We start from the raw sequence: 15,612 nt of genomic DNA, 5'->3' as shown, positions 1-15,612 counted from the left end.
GCAGTAGTGCGGATCGGCTCGTCAGGCTTGGGGCAGCGGGAGGTCGAGGTAGGACTCCTCGTTCTCCGGCGAGGTGATGGTGGTGGAGTGCAAGGCTTTGTCGCGGGTCTCGGTGTAGGAGTACAGCGGGTCGCGGCTGTTGACGACCAGGGCCAGCCGGTGACCTTCGGGGATTTCGTAGCAGGCGGATTGGAGCAGCCACTCGACAGTGCGTCCCTCGCCCGGGGTCAGCCCGGTCACCGTGCACGGCTCGTGGGTGATGATGCGGGCGGTGTTGTCGGCCGCCACGTCGAACAGGTACGCCACCAGGGTGGCCTCGGTGGTGGTGCTGGCCACGGTCAGTCGCACGGTGGGCGTGCCGTGGACCATCCGGCCGTCGGTGAGTGGTTCGGTGAGCCAGATCTGGAGCAGGTCACGCTCGAATTCGTTGAGCTGGTACACCTTCGGGTTGCCGAACCACTCGTCCTGACCGGTGGTCAGCGGGGCGTCCACGGCCCGCGCCTTGGTCTCCTGGCCGACGGTGAACGTGCGCGACCAGCCGGTGTCCTCCTTGGTACGGAGGATCCCGTCGCTCACCCCGTCGCCCAGGAACAGCCGCTCGATGTTCTCGTCGGGTGACCAGTCGTAGGCGAACTCCCGGCGGGCCGCCTCGGTGATCCGTTGTGCGCCACCGGAAACCGGCTTGGTCTTGTAGGTGAACATGATCTGGTTGGCGACCGGTTCGCGCTCGGGCAGTTTCGTGCCGCGCAGGTAATGGTTCACCCAGTCGCGCGCCTCTCGCATGGGCGTCAACATGCCGGGGAACGCGATGCCCAGCGGAACACCCACCAGCCCGACACCTTCGGGCGCGCCGTGATCACCGATCCACAGGTTCAGCCGTTTGGGAACTGTCAGCCGGTTGTAGGTGTCGAGCACCTGATTGACGGGAAACAGGCTCTCGTGCCAGGTGTTCGACATGAAGGTGGGGATGCCGCGCGAGTTGGTCTGGTCCAGATAGGCTGCTGGGGACCGTTCGGTGCCCCAGTCCACTACGTCCTCCATATCCCGGTTCTCCCGGAATTTGGCGAGGATCTCGCGGGTCCTCTCGTCGAACTTGTCCTCCTCGGGGCCGCCGGTGAACGCGATCAGCGCATCGACCGCCGCGAGATGCCGGGTGCCGTTGTCATACATGCTGGTCGCCAGGTTTCCCCAGGTGCTCAGGGCGACGACCGCCCGCACCCGGTTGGCCGGGTCGTGCGCGGCTACCAGCTGGCTCAGCCCCGACCCGTAGGACTCACCGAGCATGCCGATCGCGCTCGGCTCGAAGGTCTCCACCGCGTAATCGAGGACGGTCACGCCGTCAGCCCAATCATTGGGGCCGCCGACGTCGATATAGCCGGTGGAGGTGGATATCAGGCCCGCCTGCCCGATACCCCGGGGCGTGTAGGCCAGCACGTGATAGCCGTCCAGCGCCAGCTGGAAATAGGTCCAGACGAAGGGCAGCCAGCCGTAGGGACTCCACCCGGCCGGCATCACCACGACCGGGCTGGGCGTCTGGGTGTTCAGCTTGATACTCAGGGCCGACAGCTGCGCCTCGTCGTGGGCGGGGATTCGCAGCACGTTGACCGTGGCGGCAGCGCGCAGCTTGTCGACGGGTTGTTGCAATTCGGGCGGCAGCACGCCGGTGGCACTGCCCTGCGCCGTGGCCAGCAGGGCCCGCGCGACGCGCAGCACCGCGGGGGTGTAGGTCAGGCCTCCGGCCCACACGCCTTCGGCCGCGATGTTCTGCAGAGTTTCGCCGGTGACGCTTCCGATTGGTTCGGTCATTGTTTGCGCACCCCAATCACGTTCGGTGGGAAGGTGAAGGTCGATCGCGAAAAGAGTTGCCGGACGATGACTCCGGCACTCGGACATGATAGAAGGCCGATCGATCGCCGCGCCGCGAAACAGTGATTGTCCTGGCAGCGGCCAGTAGTTGCGCCCCGCTGTGCAGTCCCAGGTCCTGCTTGATGTGGGCGTACCCAGATTGCCCGAGAACCCGAATCGCGGAACAGGGTTTATTATGACTGACCAGTCAGGCATAATAAATGCATGCCGAGGATTGTCGATCGCGCCGCGCGGCAGGAGGAGATCCTGCTCGCCGCGGCTGCCGTGTTCGCCCGTAAGGGCTTCTCCGCTGCGCGGATCGAGGATGTGGCCGCCGAGGCCGGGATCGCCAAAGGCAGTGTCTACCTGTACTTTCCGAGCCGGGATTCGCTTCTCGCCGGAGTGTTCGAGAGCTACGCGCGGCGATCCGCGGAGGTGCTCGGCGAGAGGGGCGACGGGCCTGCCCTCGAACGTCTGGAGCGGCTTGTCCGCGGCGCCATGGCGATGCTGGCCGAGCACCCTGATCACGCCCGGGTCCTGCTGGATGTGTGGGCCGCGAAACCGCCCATCGATATGGTCGCGGTCTATCGCGAATATCGCGCGGCGGTCACCGAATTGCTGCGCGAGGCCGACGCCGAGGGCACGCTGCGCGACGGCATCGATGAGCGGCATGCGGCGGTGATCATCGGGGCCATCGAGGGCTGTCTCATCCAGACATTGGTGGATCCGGAGCTGTCGCTGCGGGATCTCACCGAGCCGGTTCTGCAGGTCTGCGTGGAAGGGATCCGGCGATGACGCTCACCGATCGCCTGATCGCGCCGGGGGCGACCAGGGCCGAGGTCACCCTCGGATTCTCCGTCGCGATCGGCGGCGCGGCCGGTGCCGCGGCACTGGCGATCCGGGCGGATCACCCGTGGCCGGTGGTCGCCGTGATCGCGGTGCTCGCGTTCGACCTGTTCGGCGGATCCGTCGTCAATGCGATGGGTTCGGCCAAGCGCTGGTATCACCGCCCGGGGCGCACCGCCGTTCACCATCTGGGCTTCGTCGCGATTCACATCCAGCCGTTCCTGCTGGCCTGGGTGGTGCCCGCGTTCAGCTGGTCCGCCGCTGTCACCATCTACGTACTGGCGTTGACCGGAGCGCTCATCGTGAGCACGTCACCCGCCCCGCTGCGCAGGCCGGTCGCCTTCGCCGTCACGGCCTTCGCGCTGCTCTGGGTCACCGGCGTGCTTGCCGTCCCGGCCGAGGTGGCCTGGTTCGCGCCGGTACTGCTGATCAAACTCCTGCTCGCCCACCTGCTTCCGGAAGAAGCGAGCCGCTGATCCGGAAACAACGGAGCCCCTGCCGATTTCGGCAGGGGCTCCGTCAGGGAACGAGTCAGCCCAGCGGGCCGATGACCGATTCGGCGCCGGCGAGAAGGGCACCGGAGGCGGCGAGGCGGACCGCCGCGTCGATTTCGGGGGCGAGGTAGCGGTCGGGGCCAGGGCCGTCGACGTGTGCGCGCAGAACATCGCGGACGGCCGCTGTCGCCGGGGCCGGGGTCAGCGGGGCGCGCAGGTCCAGGGCCCGCGCGGCGGTGAGAGCCTCGATCGCGAGGACCCGGGTGAGGCCGTCGATCGAGCGGCGCAGCTTGCGGGCCGCCGACCAGCCCATGGAGACGTGGTCCTCCTGCATGGCCGAGGACGGGATCGAGTCGGCCGAAGCGGGCGCGGCGAGGCGCTTGAGCTCGGAGACGATCGCGGCCTGGGTGTACTGGGCGATCATGTGGCCGCTGTCGACGCCGGGGTCGTCGGCGAGGAACGGGGGCAGGCCGTGGTTGCGGGCCTTGTCCAGGAAGCGGTCCGTGCGGCGTTCGCTGATGCCGGCGACATCGGCGACGACGATGGCGAGGAAGTCCAGCACGTAGGCGACGGGGGCGCCGTGGAAGTTGCCGTTGGACTCGACGCGGCCGTCCAGGGTGACCACGGGATTGTCGACAGCGGAGGCCAGTTCGTAGCCGGCGACGCGTTCGGCGTGGGCGAGGGTGTCGCGGGCGCCGCCCGCCACCTGCGGTGCGCAGCGCAGCGAGTAGGCATCCTGGACGACGGTGCAGTCGGGGGTCGCGTGGCTGGCCACGATCGCCGAATCGGCGAGCAGGCGGGTCATGTTGGCGGCGGCGATCGCCTGGCCCGGCTGCGGGCGCAGGGCCTGCAGATCGGCGGCGAAGACCTTGTCGGTGCCGAGCAGGCCCTCCACGCTCATGGCCGCGGTGACGTCGGCCAGGCGCAGCAGATTGCGCAGGTCGTGGCAGGCGAGCACCAGCATGCCGAGCATGCCGTCGGTGCCGTTGATCAGCGCCAGACCCTCCTTCTCTTCCAGCTCGACCGGTTCGATGCCCGCGACGGCCAGTGCCTCGGCGGCGGGCCGCAACTCGCCGTCGGCGTCGCGGACCGTGCCCTCACCGAGGACGGCCAGCGCGACGTGGGCCAGCGGTGCGAGATCACCGGAACAGCCGAGGCTGCCGTACTCGTAGACCACCGGGGTGATCCCCGCCGACAGCAGCGCGGCATAGGTCTGCGCGACGACCGGCCGCACGCCGGTCCGGCCGGTGGCCAGGGTCGACAGGCGCAGCAGCATCAGCGCGCGCACCACCTCCCGCTCCACTTCGGCACCCGAACCCGCCGCATGGGAGCGGATCAGGCTGCGCTGCAACTGCTGACGCAACTCGAGCGGAATGTGCCGGACGGCCAGCGCGCCGAAGCCGGTGGACACGCCGTACACCGGCTTCGGGTCGGCCGCCAGCGCCTCGATCCACCGCCGGGTCTCCCCCATCGCCACGAGCGCCTCGTCGGACAGCCGCACCGCGGCGCCGTCCCTGGCCACCCGCACCACGTCCTGCGGCGCCACCGGACCCGTGCCGACGACGACCGGTTCCACGGCGACCGGCGCGGACCGGTCCGAGTCGATGCTCACTATGCTTCTCCATTCCGAACTATGTGCGAGACAAAAACTTTCAGGCGATATCGGCGACAGGTTCCGGCGCGGGAACCGCTTCGGGCTCGGCCGGAACCGGACGGACCCACAGGCGGTAGGCCACACACAGCAGCGCCAGCCAGACCGCGCCGACGATCAGCGCCACCCGGCTGTCGGCGTCGAAGGCGATCACCGCGATCACGAACACCAGGAAACCGATGGTGATCAGCTGCCCATACGGCCAGAACGGCACCGGGAACTTCAGCGCGGCGACCTGCTCGGCCGACATCCGCTGTCGCGAGCGGTACTGCGAGAACAGGATCATCAGCCAGACGAAGATGGTCGCGAAGGTGGCGATCGAGGCGATCACCAGGAACACCTTGTCCGGGATCAGGTAGTTGAGCAGCACACCGACCAGCAGGGTGACGGTCATGACGACCACCGTCATCCACGGCACGCCGTTGCGTGAGACCCGCTGCATCACCGCGGGCGCCTGACCACGCTGGGCCATGCCATACATCATCCGCCCCGCGCCGAAGATGTCGCTGTTGATGGCCGACAGCGCCGCGGTGATCACGACGACGTTCAGCACCGCCGCCGCGGGCCCCAGGCCCAGGCTCTGGAAGATCTGCACGAACGGGCTGCCCTCGTCGCCGATGCTCTGCCACGGGTTGATCGCCATGATCACCGCGAGGGTGAGTACGTAGAACAGGATGATCCGGATGGGCACGGTGTTGATCGCGCGCGGGATCGTGCGCTGCGGGTCCTCGGCCTCCCCCGCGGTGATGCCGATGATCTCGGTGCCGCCGAAGGCGAACATCACGATGGCGAAGCAGGCGACGAAGCCCCCGAAGCCGGTCGGGAAGAACCCGCCGTCGGTCCACAGGTTCTGCACGCCGCCGCCGGTGTCGTGGATGCCGAAGCCGAAGATCAGGATGGCGATGCCGCCGGCGATCATCGCGACGATGGCGACGATTTTGACCAGGCTGAACCAGAACTCGACCTCGCCGAACACCTGCACGCTGAGCAGGTTGACGGCGCCGATGAAGAAGATGATCGACAGCACCCAGATCCAGCGGGGCACGTCGGGATACCAGAACCCCATGTACACACCGAACGCGGTGACGTCGGCCAGGCAGACGATGAGCATCTCGAAGGTGTAGGTCCAGCCGGTCAGGAAACCGGCCAGCGGACCGAGGTGCTTGCTGGCGTATTCGCCGAACGAACCCGAGACCGGGTTGCTGACCGCCATCTCGCCCAGGGCGCGCAGCACGAGGTAGATCGCGGCGCCGCCGATCAGGTAGGCCAGCAGCACCGACGGGCCCGCGCGGTGGATCGCCTCCGCCGAGCCGTAGAACAGGCCGGTGCCGATGGCCGAGCCGAGCGCGATGAAACGGATGTGGCGCGCGGTGAGTCCACGCGTCAGCACAGCAACGGGCTTGTTCAAACCATTCTCCCGGATCGGAAAGGCGCACGGAGCGGGTGATCACCCGATGGATTCGCCTGTGGGGCCGGTCACAGCGACCGGTACATGTATAAACCTGTATATACAGCCGTGTCAATGCGCGGCAGGTCGGCGGGGAGCTTAGCGCTTGACGTACCTGTCTATACAGGCATATACATATCGGACGTGACCCAGCGCACATGCTCGGGTCGACGGCGTCACCGCAGAAAGACAGGCCGCTATGACAACGACCGGCTCCGAGGATCTCCTCACGCCCGAACGCCGCACCATCGACGTCGTCCCCGACGGCGAACGGCACGGCACCCCGCGCAGCCAGTTCACCCTCTGGTTCGGGGCGAATATGCAGATCACGGCGGTGGTGGACGGCGCGCTCGCGGTGGTGTTCGGCGCCGACGCGCTGTGGGCGATCATCGGCCTGCTGCTGGGCAATGTCTTCGGCGGAGTCGTGATGGCGCTGCATTCGGCGCAGGGACCGCGCATGGGACTGCCGCAGATGATCTCCAGCCGGGCCCAATTCGGCGTCAAGGGCGCGGTCGTCCCGCTGGTGCTGGTGATCCTGATGTACCTCGGCTTCGCCGCGACCGGCACGGTGCTGGCCGGGCAGGCGGTGAACAACATGCTGCATGTCGAGAATCCGGTGATCGGCATCGTGATCTTCGGTGCGCTCACCGCGTTCGTGGCGGTCACCGGGTATCGGCTGATCCATGTCGTCGGGCGGGTGGCGACGGTGATCGGGATCGTCGGCTTCACCTATCTGACGGTCCGGTTGTTCGCCGAATATCCGGTCGGCGACTTCGTCGGGGTGATCGGGTTCGACGCGGCGACCTTCCTGCTCGCGATTTCCCTCGGCGCGGGCTGGCAGCTGACCTTCGGCCCGTACGTCGCCGACTACTCCCGGTATCTGCCGCGCAGCACCAGCGAGCGCACCACCTTCTGGTCGACGTTCCTGGGCAGCGTGCTCGGCTCGCAGTGGGCGATGACCTTCGGCGCGCTGGTGGCCGCGGTCGCGGGCAAGTCGTTCCTCGCCGATCAGGTCGGGTTCCTCGGCACGCTCGCCGGACCGGCCGTGCTCGCGTTCTGCGTGTATCTGGTGATCGTGGTGGGCAAGCTGACCGTGAACGTCCTCAACGCCTACGGCGGGTTCATGTCGATCCTGACCACCGTCACCGCGTTCGACGGCCGCTCGCAGATCTCCACCCGCGCCCGCACGCTCTACATCGTCGGGTTCGTCGGCGTCTCGATGCTGATCGCGCTCGCCGCGAGCGCGGACTTCCTCGACAACTTCAAGAACTTCGTCCTGGTGCTGCTCATGGTGTTCACGCCGTGGAGCGCAATCAATCTGATCGACTACTACCTGATCTCGAAGGAACGGGTGGACCTGCCCGCGCTCTACGATCCGAACGGGCGCTACGGGGCGTGGAACGTGCCCGCGTTGCTCTGCTACGGCCTCGGCGTCCTCGCCCAGATCCCGTTCCTCGCGCAGAAGCTCTACACCGGTCCGATCACGCACCTGCTCGGCGGCGCCGATATCTCGTGGATCGTCGGCATCGTGTTCACCGGTGCGATCTACTACCCGATCGCGCGCCGCACCGCCCGTCCGCCCGCGCGGATGATCTACCCCACGCACACCGAGATGGTCGACACCCGCAGCTAGGAGGACTCCCCCAGTGCCCACCACCGCACTGACCGATATCGGCACCCTCGTCACCAACGATCCAGCCCTCGGCGCCGGTCCGCTCGGCATCCGGCGCGACGCCGCCGTCGTCTTCGACGGCGACACCGTCGTGTGGGTCGGCGACAGCGCCGACGCGCCCGCCGCCGACATCGGCGTCGACCTCGGCGGACGGGCCGTACTGCCGGGATTCGTCGAGACCCACTCGCACCTGGTGTTCGCCGGCGACCGCGCCGAGGAGTTCGCGGCCAGGATGGCCGGTCGCCCGTACGGGGCCGGTGGCATTCGCACCACCATCGAGGCCACGCGCGCGGCGACCGACGAGCAGCTCGCCGCGACTGTGCAGCGGCTCATGGACGAGTCGCTGCGCGCGGGCAGTACGACGGTCGAATGCAAGAGCGGCTACGGCCAGACCGTCGCCGACGAACTGCGCAGCGTCGCGATCGCGGGCCGGTTCACCGACGAGGTGACCCTGCTCGCCGCGCATGTGCCGCCGCCGGAGTACGCCGGGCGCGCCGACGATTACGTGGCGATGGTGTGCGCCGAGATGATCCCGCGGTGCGCGCCGCACGCCCGGTGGATCGATGTGTTCTGTGAGCAGGGCGCCTTCGACCGCGAGCAAGCCCACGCGGTGCTCTCGTCGGGCATCGCGCACGGTCTGGTGCCCCGCGTGCACGGCAATCAGCTGCATCAGGGTCCCGGTGTACAGCTCGCGGTGGAACTGGGCGCCGCGTCGGTGGATCACGTCGCGCATGTGACCGCCGCCGATATCGACGCGCTGGCGGGCAGCGAGACCGTGGCCACGCTGTTGCCGGGCGCCGACTTCTGCACCCGCAACAGCTATCCCGACGCGCGGGCACTGCTCGACGCCGGCGTCACCGTGGCATTGGGCGCCGACTGCAATCCAGGCACAAGCTATACGACAAGCCTGCCGTTCTGTATCGCCCTGGCGGTCCGGGACTTGCACATGACTCCCGATGAGGCAGTCTGGGCGGCGACCGCGGGTGGCGCACGGGCGTTGCGGCGCACCGATATCGGCGCGCTCACGCCCGGCGTGCGGGCCGACGCGATCGCGCTGGACGCTCCGTCGCACCTGCATCTGGCCTATCGTCCCGGAGTTCCGCTGATCAGCCAGGTGTGGCGCGGCGGCGTGCTCGCCTACTCGAATTAACCCTTCCCCACGGCTGAAGCCGGGGGATTTCCAACTCGGACCGCACTACTGACCGCCCCGGAGGGAGGCCCGCAATGTCTTACGTCGTCACCACTGGCACGGTCGAGTTCTACCGCGGCCGCCAGAACTACGGTGGCGGCGTTCCGGTCACGGTCTGCGGTGCGCCCGCAGGACTCGCAACTGAAGATCCTCACCTGCAAGGCAAGCCGCTGCTTGGCTCTCGCTCCACAGCTCGCGCAGGTCATCGTCGTGTATGCGGGCGGAACCAACACCACCTTTCGCCCCGCCCGCGTGGCACGTTCGATCAGTTCTCGTTTCGCTGCACCGATCGCAGCATCAGCCGCTTTCCGCGCCATCGTGGAACGAGTGAGAAACTTCGGTTTGAAGTCCTCAACCGCGATTGTGTTGTGGTCGGCGACGACACGACGCGCCCACACTCGTGCGGCATGGGCGTTCTGCCGGGCCGCTTTCTTGTGCAGGCGGGCAGCTTCATGCCGCGCCTGCTGGTAGCCGCGGCTGGGGGCCTGGCCCCTGGGGCGTCGTCGGCGGGCCATCTTCCGCTGGGCGCGCGCGAGTTCGGCGGCGCAGCGGCGGCGATGCCCCGAATACGGCAGGTCATGGGCGGGGCTGGTGGTGGTTGCCGTGGTGGAGACACCCCAGTCGATACCGATCGCTCCCGTGGCGATGGGAGCGGGTTCGACTTCGCGGCGGACGACGAACGAGGCGTACCAGTGGCCGAGCGAATCCTTGTAGACGCGGACCGACGACGGCGGGGACGCCAGCCCCCGCGACCACACGACCGGGATGGTGACGCCCTTCGGCAAGGCGAGCTTGCCGTGGGCGATACCGAACCCGCGTGTCGTGTACTCCAACGACGGCAGGGAAGTCCTGCGCCGCTTGACGGTCGGTCGGCCGCGTCCCTTCACCTTGAACGAATGGTCCAATGCTTGGGAGTAGGTGCGCAGCATCTGCTGTTGGGCGACCTGCGATCCCTCCCGCAACCATGCGGTGCGGGCACGCGCTTCGGTGAGCATCTTCGACAGGCGAGAGAAGGTGGGCCTTTCACCGTCGCGCTGCTGGTGGACGGCTTCGTTCCACAGGAAGCGGCAGCGATGCCATTCGGATTCGAGCGCGCGCACCGCTTGCGCACCGGGGCGCAAGCGGTAGGTGTAGCGCACGGTCTCGCCCATACGTTCGGTTATACAGCACTGAGCAATATACTGTTAGCGTGGACGAGATCCGATCGAACAACAACGTCGTCTACTGCTGCACCTACCACGTCGTGTGGTGCCCGAAATACCGGCGGCCAGTCATCGACGGACGCATCGAAGAACGCCTCGAGCAACTCATCCGGGAAGTCTGCACCGAACGAGACGCACACATCATCGAGCTGGAGACCATGCCCGACCACGTGCACCTGCTCGTCTCATGCGATCCGCAGTTCGGGATTCACCGCCTGGTCAAACAGATCAAGGGCCGCTCCTCCCGCGTCCTGCGCGCCGAGTTCCCCGCCCTCAAGTCCCGCTTGCCCACCTTGTGGACCAACTCGTACTTCGTCGCCACTGTCGGCGGCGCAACCCTGGAGGTAGTGAAACGCTATGTCGAGAACCAGAAAAACGTTTAGCTCCGATTCCTCCCCACGGCTGAAGCCGGGGGTTTCCTCGGAGCTCTCTCGATGAGGTCTGCCCGATGATGTCGGAATCCTCGTGGACCGGCCGGATCGACGGCAGCACCTCCGAGCATCTGCGCTGGCACCAGGTGGTCACGTCGTACGAGCCGGGCACCGATCCCGGTGCGTGCGTGTTCGTCGGCTTCGCCAGTGATGAAGGGGTGCGCCGCAACAAGGGCCGCCAGGGTGCGGCGCAGGGACCGAACGCGCTGCGCCGCGCGCTGTCACCGATGGCGCTCGGCGCACCGCTGCGCGCGTTCGACGCCGGCACCGTGGCGGTCACCGACGATCGCCTCGAGGACGGCCAGCGCCGGCTCGGTGCGACGGTGTCCGGCCTGCTGGACGCCGGCGCCTTCCCGGTCGTCCTCGGCGGCGGGCACGAAGTCGCCTACGGCACGTACCTCGGGGTGGCGGGTGCGGCGCGCCGCACACCGGGCACCACCGTCGGAATCCTCAACCTGGACGCGCATTTCGACCTGCGCCCCGATCCGGTACCCAGCTCGGGCACCCCGTTCCGGCAGATCCTCGAGGCCGACCCCGACGTGCGCTACGCGGTGATCGGGATCAGCCAGCCCAGCAACACCAACGTCCTGTTCGATACCGCCGACCGATTCGGCGTGCCGTATCTGCTCGACGACGACTGCGAACCGGCGCGGGTCGCCGCGTTCGTCGAGGACTTCCTGGCCGGGATCGATCTGCTCTACCTGACCATCGATCTCGATGTGCTGCCCGCCGCGGTCGCCCCGGGCGTCAGCGCGCCTGCCGCGTACGGCGTTGCGCTGTCGACGATCCAGGCCGTCTGCGATCAGGTCACCGCCAGTGGCAAACTCGCCGTGGTCGATGTCGCCGAGCTCAACCCCGGCCTCGATATCGACCAGCGCACCGCCCGCACCGCCGCGCGACTGCTCCACCGCCTTGTCACCCGGCACGCGCGTGCCCGCTGAACCGCGGGATCAGAAGTAGCGCAGCCACACATAGATCCAGGCCATCGTCGTGCTGACCACCGTGACCAGGATGCCGTATTTCGTGAACTGCCAGAAGGAGATCCGCTGCCCGGCGCGGGCGGCGATGCCGAGGGCGACGACATTGGCGCTGGCCGCGACCGCGGTGCCGTTGCCGCCGAAGTCGGCGCCGAGCGCGAAGGCCCACCACAGGGAGCGGCCGGTTTCCGGGTCGGGGGCGTCGGCGACGAGGCCCTCGACCACCGGCGCCATGGTGGCCGTGTACGGGATGTTGTCGACGAACGCGCCGAGCAGCGCCGAGCCGAACACCAGCGCGGTGGCGGCGAGGAAGTAGTCGTCACCGACCACCTCGGTCGCGGCGGTACCGATCGCGGCGATCACGCCGGTGTGGACCAGTCCCGCGACCATCACGAACAAGCCCATGAAGAACACCAGGGTCGGCCATTCCACCTCCTGCAGGATCTCGCCGATGTCGAGCCCGGAGACCAGCACCATGGTGCCCGCGCCGACCAGCGCGATCACCGACGGCGACACGTGCACGATGCCGTGCAGGCAGAATCCGACGATCACCCCGGCGAGCACGATCAGCGAGCGGACCAGCAGTCTCGGATCGCGGATCGCGCGGCGCTCCTGCAAGGCCATCACCGCGTCGACCGATCCGGGCTCGGTGCGCAGTGCGGAGCAGAACAGCAGCCGGGTCATGCCGACGAACACGGCGAAGGTGAGCACGACGATCGGTGCCATGTGCACCAGGAAGTCGTTGAAGGTCAGGCCGGCCCGGCTGGCGATGATGATGTTGGGCGGATCGCCGATCAGCGTCGCCGCGCCACCGATATTGGCCGCGAGCACCTCGGCGATCAGGAACGGTTGCGCGGCGAGGCCGAGCCTGCGGCACACCACCACCGTCACCGGCGCCACCAGCATGATGATGGTGACGTTGTCGAGGAACGGCGAGGCCACCGCGGTGATCAGCATGAGCATCACCATCAGGCGGTACGGGTTGCCGCGGGACCGCTTGGCCGACCAGATCGCCAGATAGTCGAACAGGCCGGTCTGCTTGACGACGCCGACGATGATCATCATGCCGAGCAGCAGGAAGATGACGTTCCAGTCGATGCCCTCGTGCGGTGAGAAGAACACCTGCTCGCCGGGGATCAGCCCGAACACCGCCATCAGGCCCGCCGCGATCAGCACGGTCTTGACCTTGTCGGCTTTCTCCGTGGCAATGAAGAAGAACGCGACCACGAAGATCAGCACGGCGAGGGCTGCGGCCATCGGTTCTGCCTCAGTCGCCGGGTCCAGCGACGGCCAGGCTCGTCAACAGCCGTTCCAGGGTGATCGCGCCGCGCAGGGTGCGCGAGCGGTCGACCACGGCGATGAGCGGACTGTGCTTGCGCGCCATCAGGATCGCGATCTCGAGCAGCGTCGCGTCCGGGGTGACGGTGGCCGGTGAGACCGCGCCGTCGGGCAGGCAGTCACCCACGGTCAGGCTGCCCGGTTCCTGCCAGAACAGGTCGGCGTGCACCTCGTCGATCGTGCGGACCAGCGTCGGATCGTTCTGGTAGGAGCCGGGTATCACCAGGCGCAGTACCTGAGTGCCGGGCAGCACGGCCACGGGCCGGTCGGCGTCGTCGACGACGATCAGGCCGGGCAGCCGGTTGACGACCATCAGCCGCACCGCCTTGGCGACCGGGTCGGTGGGCCGCACGGTCGGCAGGTTCATCGCGATGTCCTCGGCGCGCACAGTGATTCAGCCCCGATCGGTGAGGTGCTCGATGCGCTGCTCGAGCCGCGAGAGCCGGTCGCGGACGGAACTGCTGTGCAGGAGTTCGGCGATCTGATCGGCTTCGTCGGGCGCCAGGGCGATATCGGCGGCCGGTTCGTCGCTGCCCGCGCTGTAGGTGAGCAGGTGGCGGGTTCCCGTCGACTCGGTCAGCAGCGCGAAGCGGGTGCCGCGGCGGGTGCGGAAGTTGTGCAGCACGCCGGTGCCGGGGATCGTCGTGCGATCGGTGTCCATCCCGGGCGAGTCCTTCCAGCCGTGATCGAATACGTCCACGCACCGAGTCTCGGCGGCCGTGGCCGTCGCCACCATCGGCCGTGACACCCATTTCCCCCTGCTCAGCGGGTGGTGGGGAGGGCGCCGAATGGGTGCCGGACCCCATGGACACAGCGGCGGCGCAGCAGCATGCTGGGTCGTATGAACCGTCTAGCAGCCCGGACACCGGTGACGGCCTTGTTCTGGCGGGTCTGCTTGCTCAACGGTGTCGTGTTCACCCTCGGCACGCTGGTCCTGGCGTTCTCCCCCGCCACCGTCTCCGCCAGGGTCCGGCTGACCGAGGTGCCGGTGCTGGTCATCGGGCTCGCGGTGATCCTCACCGCCAATGCGATCGCGCTGCGCACCAGCCTCGCCCCGCTCGACGAGCTCGTCGCCTCGATGCGCCGGGTCGACCCACCGCATCGGGCCGCCCGGCTGGACCGGCGCACGAGCGGCGACTTCCACCACCTGATCGAGACGTTCAACGCCATGCTGGACCGGCTCGAAGCCGAACGCTCCGTCGCCGGTGCGACGGCACTGGCCGCGCAGGAGGGCGAGCGGCAGCGCATCGCGCGCGAACTGCACGACGAGATCGGGCAGAGCCTGACCGTGGCGCTGCTGCGGCTCAAACGGGTACTCGACCGTGCGCCGGCCGGTCTGCGCGACGAGGTCGAGGAGGCACAGGAAACGGTGCGCGGATGCCTGGACGAAGTCCGCGGGATCGCCGCACGCCTGCGGCCCGACGTGCTCGAAGACCTGGGGCTGCACAGCGCGATCAACGCCCTGTGTCACGAATTCACCGGCACCGCGGGCATTCCCGTGCACCGCAGGCTGGACCCGGACATCGACCGGCTCGACCCGGATGTCGAACTCGTCTGCTATCGCATCGCCCAGGAGAGCCTGACGAATGTGCTGCGCCATTCGGGCGCCGACGAGGTGCAGCTGGAGCTGACACCACTCGCGGACACCCTGATCCTGCGGGTGTCCGACAACGGCCGCGGCGGTGTGCTCGAGAACGGCGCGGGTATCCGGGGCATGCGCGAGCGCGCCATGCTCATCGACGCGACGCTGACCATCACCTCGCCGATCGCGGGCGGCACCGCGGTCGAACTCGCGATTCCCGTGCGGCGGAACGGAGCACCGACATGAGCGAGCCGACCCGGATCCTGCTGGCCGACGACCACGCCCTGGTCCGCAGCGGACTGCGGATGATCCTGGACAACGAGCCGGATCTGCGCGTGGTCGCCGAGGCGGCCAATGGATTCGACGCGGTGACCGCGCTGGCCGGCGACCGGATCGATCTGGTCATCCTCGACATCGCCATGCCGCGGATGACCGGCATCCAGGCCGCCCGCGAGATCACCCGCACCCGGCCCGGCGTGCGCATCCTCATGCTCTCGATGTACGACAACGAGCAGTACTTCTTCGAATCGCTCAAGGCGGGCGCGTCGGGCTACGTGCTCAAATCGGTGGCCGACCGCGACCTCATCGAGGCGTGCCGGGCCACGATGCGCGGCGAGTCCTTCCTGTACCCGGGCGCGGTCACCGCCCTGGTCCGCGACTATCTGCAGCTGGCCAGGCAGGGCTCCGCGTTACCGGAGGCGATTCTGACTCCGCGCGAAGAGGAGGTGCTCAAGCTGATCGCCGAGGGGTACTCGGCCCGCGATATCGCCGCCACGCTGGTGATCAGCGCGAAGACCGTCGACCGGCATCGCGCCAACATCCTGCAGAAGCTGGGGCTGCGCGACCGGCTCGAACTCACCCGATACGCGATCCGCGCGGGATTGATCGAGCCGTGAGAACGCCGACGGCCCCCGCGCCGGAGGCTGCGGGGGCCGAGG

At 68.2% G+C, this 15,612-nt stretch carries 15 protein-coding genes; 8 read left to right on the top strand and 7 right to left on the bottom strand.

Features of this window, described 5'->3' with window-relative positions; translation table 11 throughout:
• Positions 1-21: 21 nt before the first annotated feature.
• Entirely contained in the window at positions 22-1,806 is a 1,785-nt protein-coding gene (locus tag ACFVAV_RS10925) for a CocE/NonD family hydrolase (RefSeq protein WP_379033336.1), read from the bottom strand.
• A gap of 264 nt (positions 1,807-2,070) precedes the next feature.
• Here ACFVAV_RS10925 and ACFVAV_RS10920 point away from each other — a divergent pair, with 264 nt between their 5' ends.
• Together ACFVAV_RS10920 and ACFVAV_RS10915 are read left to right on the top strand one after the other, a co-directional pair.
• On the top strand, positions 2,071-2,640 hold the full coding sequence (locus ACFVAV_RS10920; protein ID WP_379033333.1) for a TetR family transcriptional regulator: 570 nt from the start codon (positions 2,071-2,073) through the stop codon (positions 2,638-2,640).
• Positions 2,637-3,167: a hypothetical protein gene (locus ACFVAV_RS10915; protein WP_379033331.1), complete on the top strand. Its 531-nt coding sequence runs from the start codon at positions 2,637-2,639 to the stop codon at positions 3,165-3,167. The genes ACFVAV_RS10920 and ACFVAV_RS10915 overlap by 4 nt, the downstream gene beginning before the upstream one ends.
• A 55-nt stretch (positions 3,168-3,222) precedes the next feature.
• Here ACFVAV_RS10915 and hutH read toward each other — a convergent pair whose 3' ends face one another.
• Complete coding sequence (gene hutH / locus ACFVAV_RS10910) at positions 3,223-4,791, bottom strand: histidine ammonia-lyase (protein ID WP_379033598.1); 1,569 nt, start codon at positions 4,789-4,791, stop codon at positions 3,223-3,225.
• 46 nt (positions 4,792-4,837) lie between these two features.
• Positions 4,838-6,244: an amino acid permease gene (locus ACFVAV_RS10905; protein WP_379033328.1), complete on the bottom strand. Its 1,407-nt coding sequence runs from the start codon at positions 6,242-6,244 to the stop codon at positions 4,838-4,840.
• 238 nt (positions 6,245-6,482) lie between these two features.
• Here ACFVAV_RS10905 and ACFVAV_RS10900 point away from each other — a divergent pair, with 238 nt between their 5' ends.
• Together ACFVAV_RS10900 and hutI are read left to right on the top strand one after the other, a co-directional pair.
• Positions 6,483-7,916 (top strand): purine-cytosine permease family protein, encoded by a 1,434-nt coding sequence (locus ACFVAV_RS10900; RefSeq protein WP_379033325.1) that lies wholly within the window; start codon positions 6,483-6,485, stop codon positions 7,914-7,916.
• A gap of 13 nt (positions 7,917-7,929) precedes the next feature.
• Positions 7,930-9,105 carry an imidazolonepropionase gene (gene hutI / locus ACFVAV_RS10895; RefSeq protein ID WP_379033322.1) on the top strand — a complete coding sequence of 392 codons (1,176 nt, stop codon included), beginning with the start codon at positions 7,930-7,932 and terminating at the stop codon, positions 9,103-9,105.
• Here hutI and ACFVAV_RS10890 read toward each other — a convergent pair.
• Positions 9,102-10,295 (bottom strand): RNA-guided endonuclease InsQ/TnpB family protein, encoded by a 1,194-nt coding sequence (locus tag ACFVAV_RS10890; protein ID WP_379033319.1) that lies wholly within the window; start codon positions 10,293-10,295, stop codon positions 9,102-9,104. The genes hutI and ACFVAV_RS10890 overlap by 4 nt on opposite strands.
• A gap of 38 nt (positions 10,296-10,333) precedes the next feature.
• Here ACFVAV_RS10890 and tnpA point away from each other — a divergent pair, with 38 nt between their 5' ends.
• Together tnpA and hutG are read left to right on the top strand one after the other, a co-directional pair.
• Positions 10,334-10,729, top strand: a complete 396-nt coding sequence (gene tnpA, locus ACFVAV_RS10885) for an IS200/IS605 family transposase (protein ID WP_379033316.1) — start codon at positions 10,334-10,336, stop codon at positions 10,727-10,729.
• Between the two features lie 65 nt (positions 10,730-10,794).
• Positions 10,795-11,718, top strand: coding sequence for a formimidoylglutamase (hutG, locus tag ACFVAV_RS10880; RefSeq protein ID WP_379033313.1), 924 nt, complete (start codon positions 10,795-10,797; stop codon positions 11,716-11,718).
• Between the two features lie 9 nt (positions 11,719-11,727).
• Here hutG and ACFVAV_RS10875 read toward each other — a convergent pair whose 3' ends face one another.
• Genes ACFVAV_RS10875 through ACFVAV_RS10865 form a run of 3 tightly spaced genes read right to left on the bottom strand, consistent with a single transcriptional unit; the run spans position 11,728 to position 13,792 of the window.
• On the bottom strand, positions 11,728-13,011 hold the full coding sequence (locus ACFVAV_RS10875; protein WP_379033310.1) for an SLC13 family permease: 1,284 nt from the start codon (positions 13,009-13,011) through the stop codon (positions 11,728-11,730).
• A gap of 10 nt (positions 13,012-13,021) precedes the next feature.
• A complete protein-coding gene (locus tag ACFVAV_RS10870) occupies positions 13,022-13,459 on the bottom strand; it encodes a CBS domain-containing protein (RefSeq protein ID WP_379033307.1) in 438 nt (145 codons plus the stop codon).
• 27 nt (positions 13,460-13,486) lie between these two features.
• On the bottom strand, positions 13,487-13,792 hold the full coding sequence (locus tag ACFVAV_RS10865) for a hypothetical protein (RefSeq protein ID WP_379033305.1): 306 nt from the start codon (positions 13,790-13,792) through the stop codon (positions 13,487-13,489).
• 141 nt (positions 13,793-13,933) lie between these two features.
• Here ACFVAV_RS10865 and ACFVAV_RS10860 point away from each other — a divergent pair, with 141 nt between their 5' ends.
• Both ACFVAV_RS10860 and ACFVAV_RS10855 read left to right on the top strand, forming a co-directional pair.
• Positions 13,934-14,920: a histidine kinase gene (locus ACFVAV_RS10860; protein ID WP_379033303.1), complete on the top strand. Its 987-nt coding sequence runs from the start codon at positions 13,934-13,936 to the stop codon at positions 14,918-14,920.
• Positions 14,917-15,570 carry a response regulator gene (locus tag ACFVAV_RS10855; protein ID WP_379033301.1) on the top strand — a complete coding sequence of 218 codons (654 nt, stop codon included), beginning with the start codon at positions 14,917-14,919 and terminating at the stop codon, positions 15,568-15,570. The genes ACFVAV_RS10860 and ACFVAV_RS10855 overlap by 4 nt, the downstream gene beginning before the upstream one ends.
• The last annotated feature ends 42 nt before the right edge of the window (positions 15,571-15,612 follow it).

Origin of the sequence: Nocardia sp. NPDC057663 (assembly GCF_042799895.1) — a bacterium.
In the GTDB taxonomy this organism is placed as follows: domain Bacteria; phylum Actinomycetota; class Actinomycetes; order Mycobacteriales; family Mycobacteriaceae; genus Nocardia.
Note: the sequence above shows the minus strand (reverse complement) of the source record. Positions and strands in the feature narration are given on the sequence as shown.

Excerpts from the sequence above, each read along its gene's own strand:
- ACFVAV_RS10925 (WP_379033336.1), bottom strand. The coding sequence starts at position 1,806 with ATGACCGAACCAATCGGAAGCGTCACCGGCGAAACTCTGCAGAACATC.
- ACFVAV_RS10920 (WP_379033333.1), top strand. The coding sequence starts at position 2,071 with ATGCCGAGGATTGTCGATCGCGCCGCGCGGCAGGAGGAGATCCTGCTC.
- ACFVAV_RS10915 (WP_379033331.1), top strand. The coding sequence starts at position 2,637 with ATGACGCTCACCGATCGCCTGATCGCGCCGGGGGCGACCAGGGCCGAG.
- ACFVAV_RS10900 (WP_379033325.1), top strand. The coding sequence starts at position 6,483 with ATGACAACGACCGGCTCCGAGGATCTCCTCACGCCCGAACGCCGCACC.
- ACFVAV_RS10890 (WP_379033319.1), bottom strand. The coding sequence starts at position 10,295 with ATGGGCGAGACCGTGCGCTACACCTACCGCTTGCGCCCCGGTGCGCAA.
- hutG (WP_379033313.1), top strand. The coding sequence starts at position 10,795 with ATGATGTCGGAATCCTCGTGGACCGGCCGGATCGACGGCAGCACCTCC.
- ACFVAV_RS10875 (WP_379033310.1), bottom strand. The coding sequence starts at position 13,011 with ATGGCCGCAGCCCTCGCCGTGCTGATCTTCGTGGTCGCGTTCTTCTTC.
- ACFVAV_RS10870 (WP_379033307.1), bottom strand. The coding sequence starts at position 13,459 with ATGAACCTGCCGACCGTGCGGCCCACCGACCCGGTCGCCAAGGCGGTG.
- ACFVAV_RS10860 (WP_379033303.1), top strand. The coding sequence starts at position 13,934 with ATGAACCGTCTAGCAGCCCGGACACCGGTGACGGCCTTGTTCTGGCGG.
- ACFVAV_RS10855 (WP_379033301.1), top strand. The coding sequence starts at position 14,917 with ATGAGCGAGCCGACCCGGATCCTGCTGGCCGACGACCACGCCCTGGTC.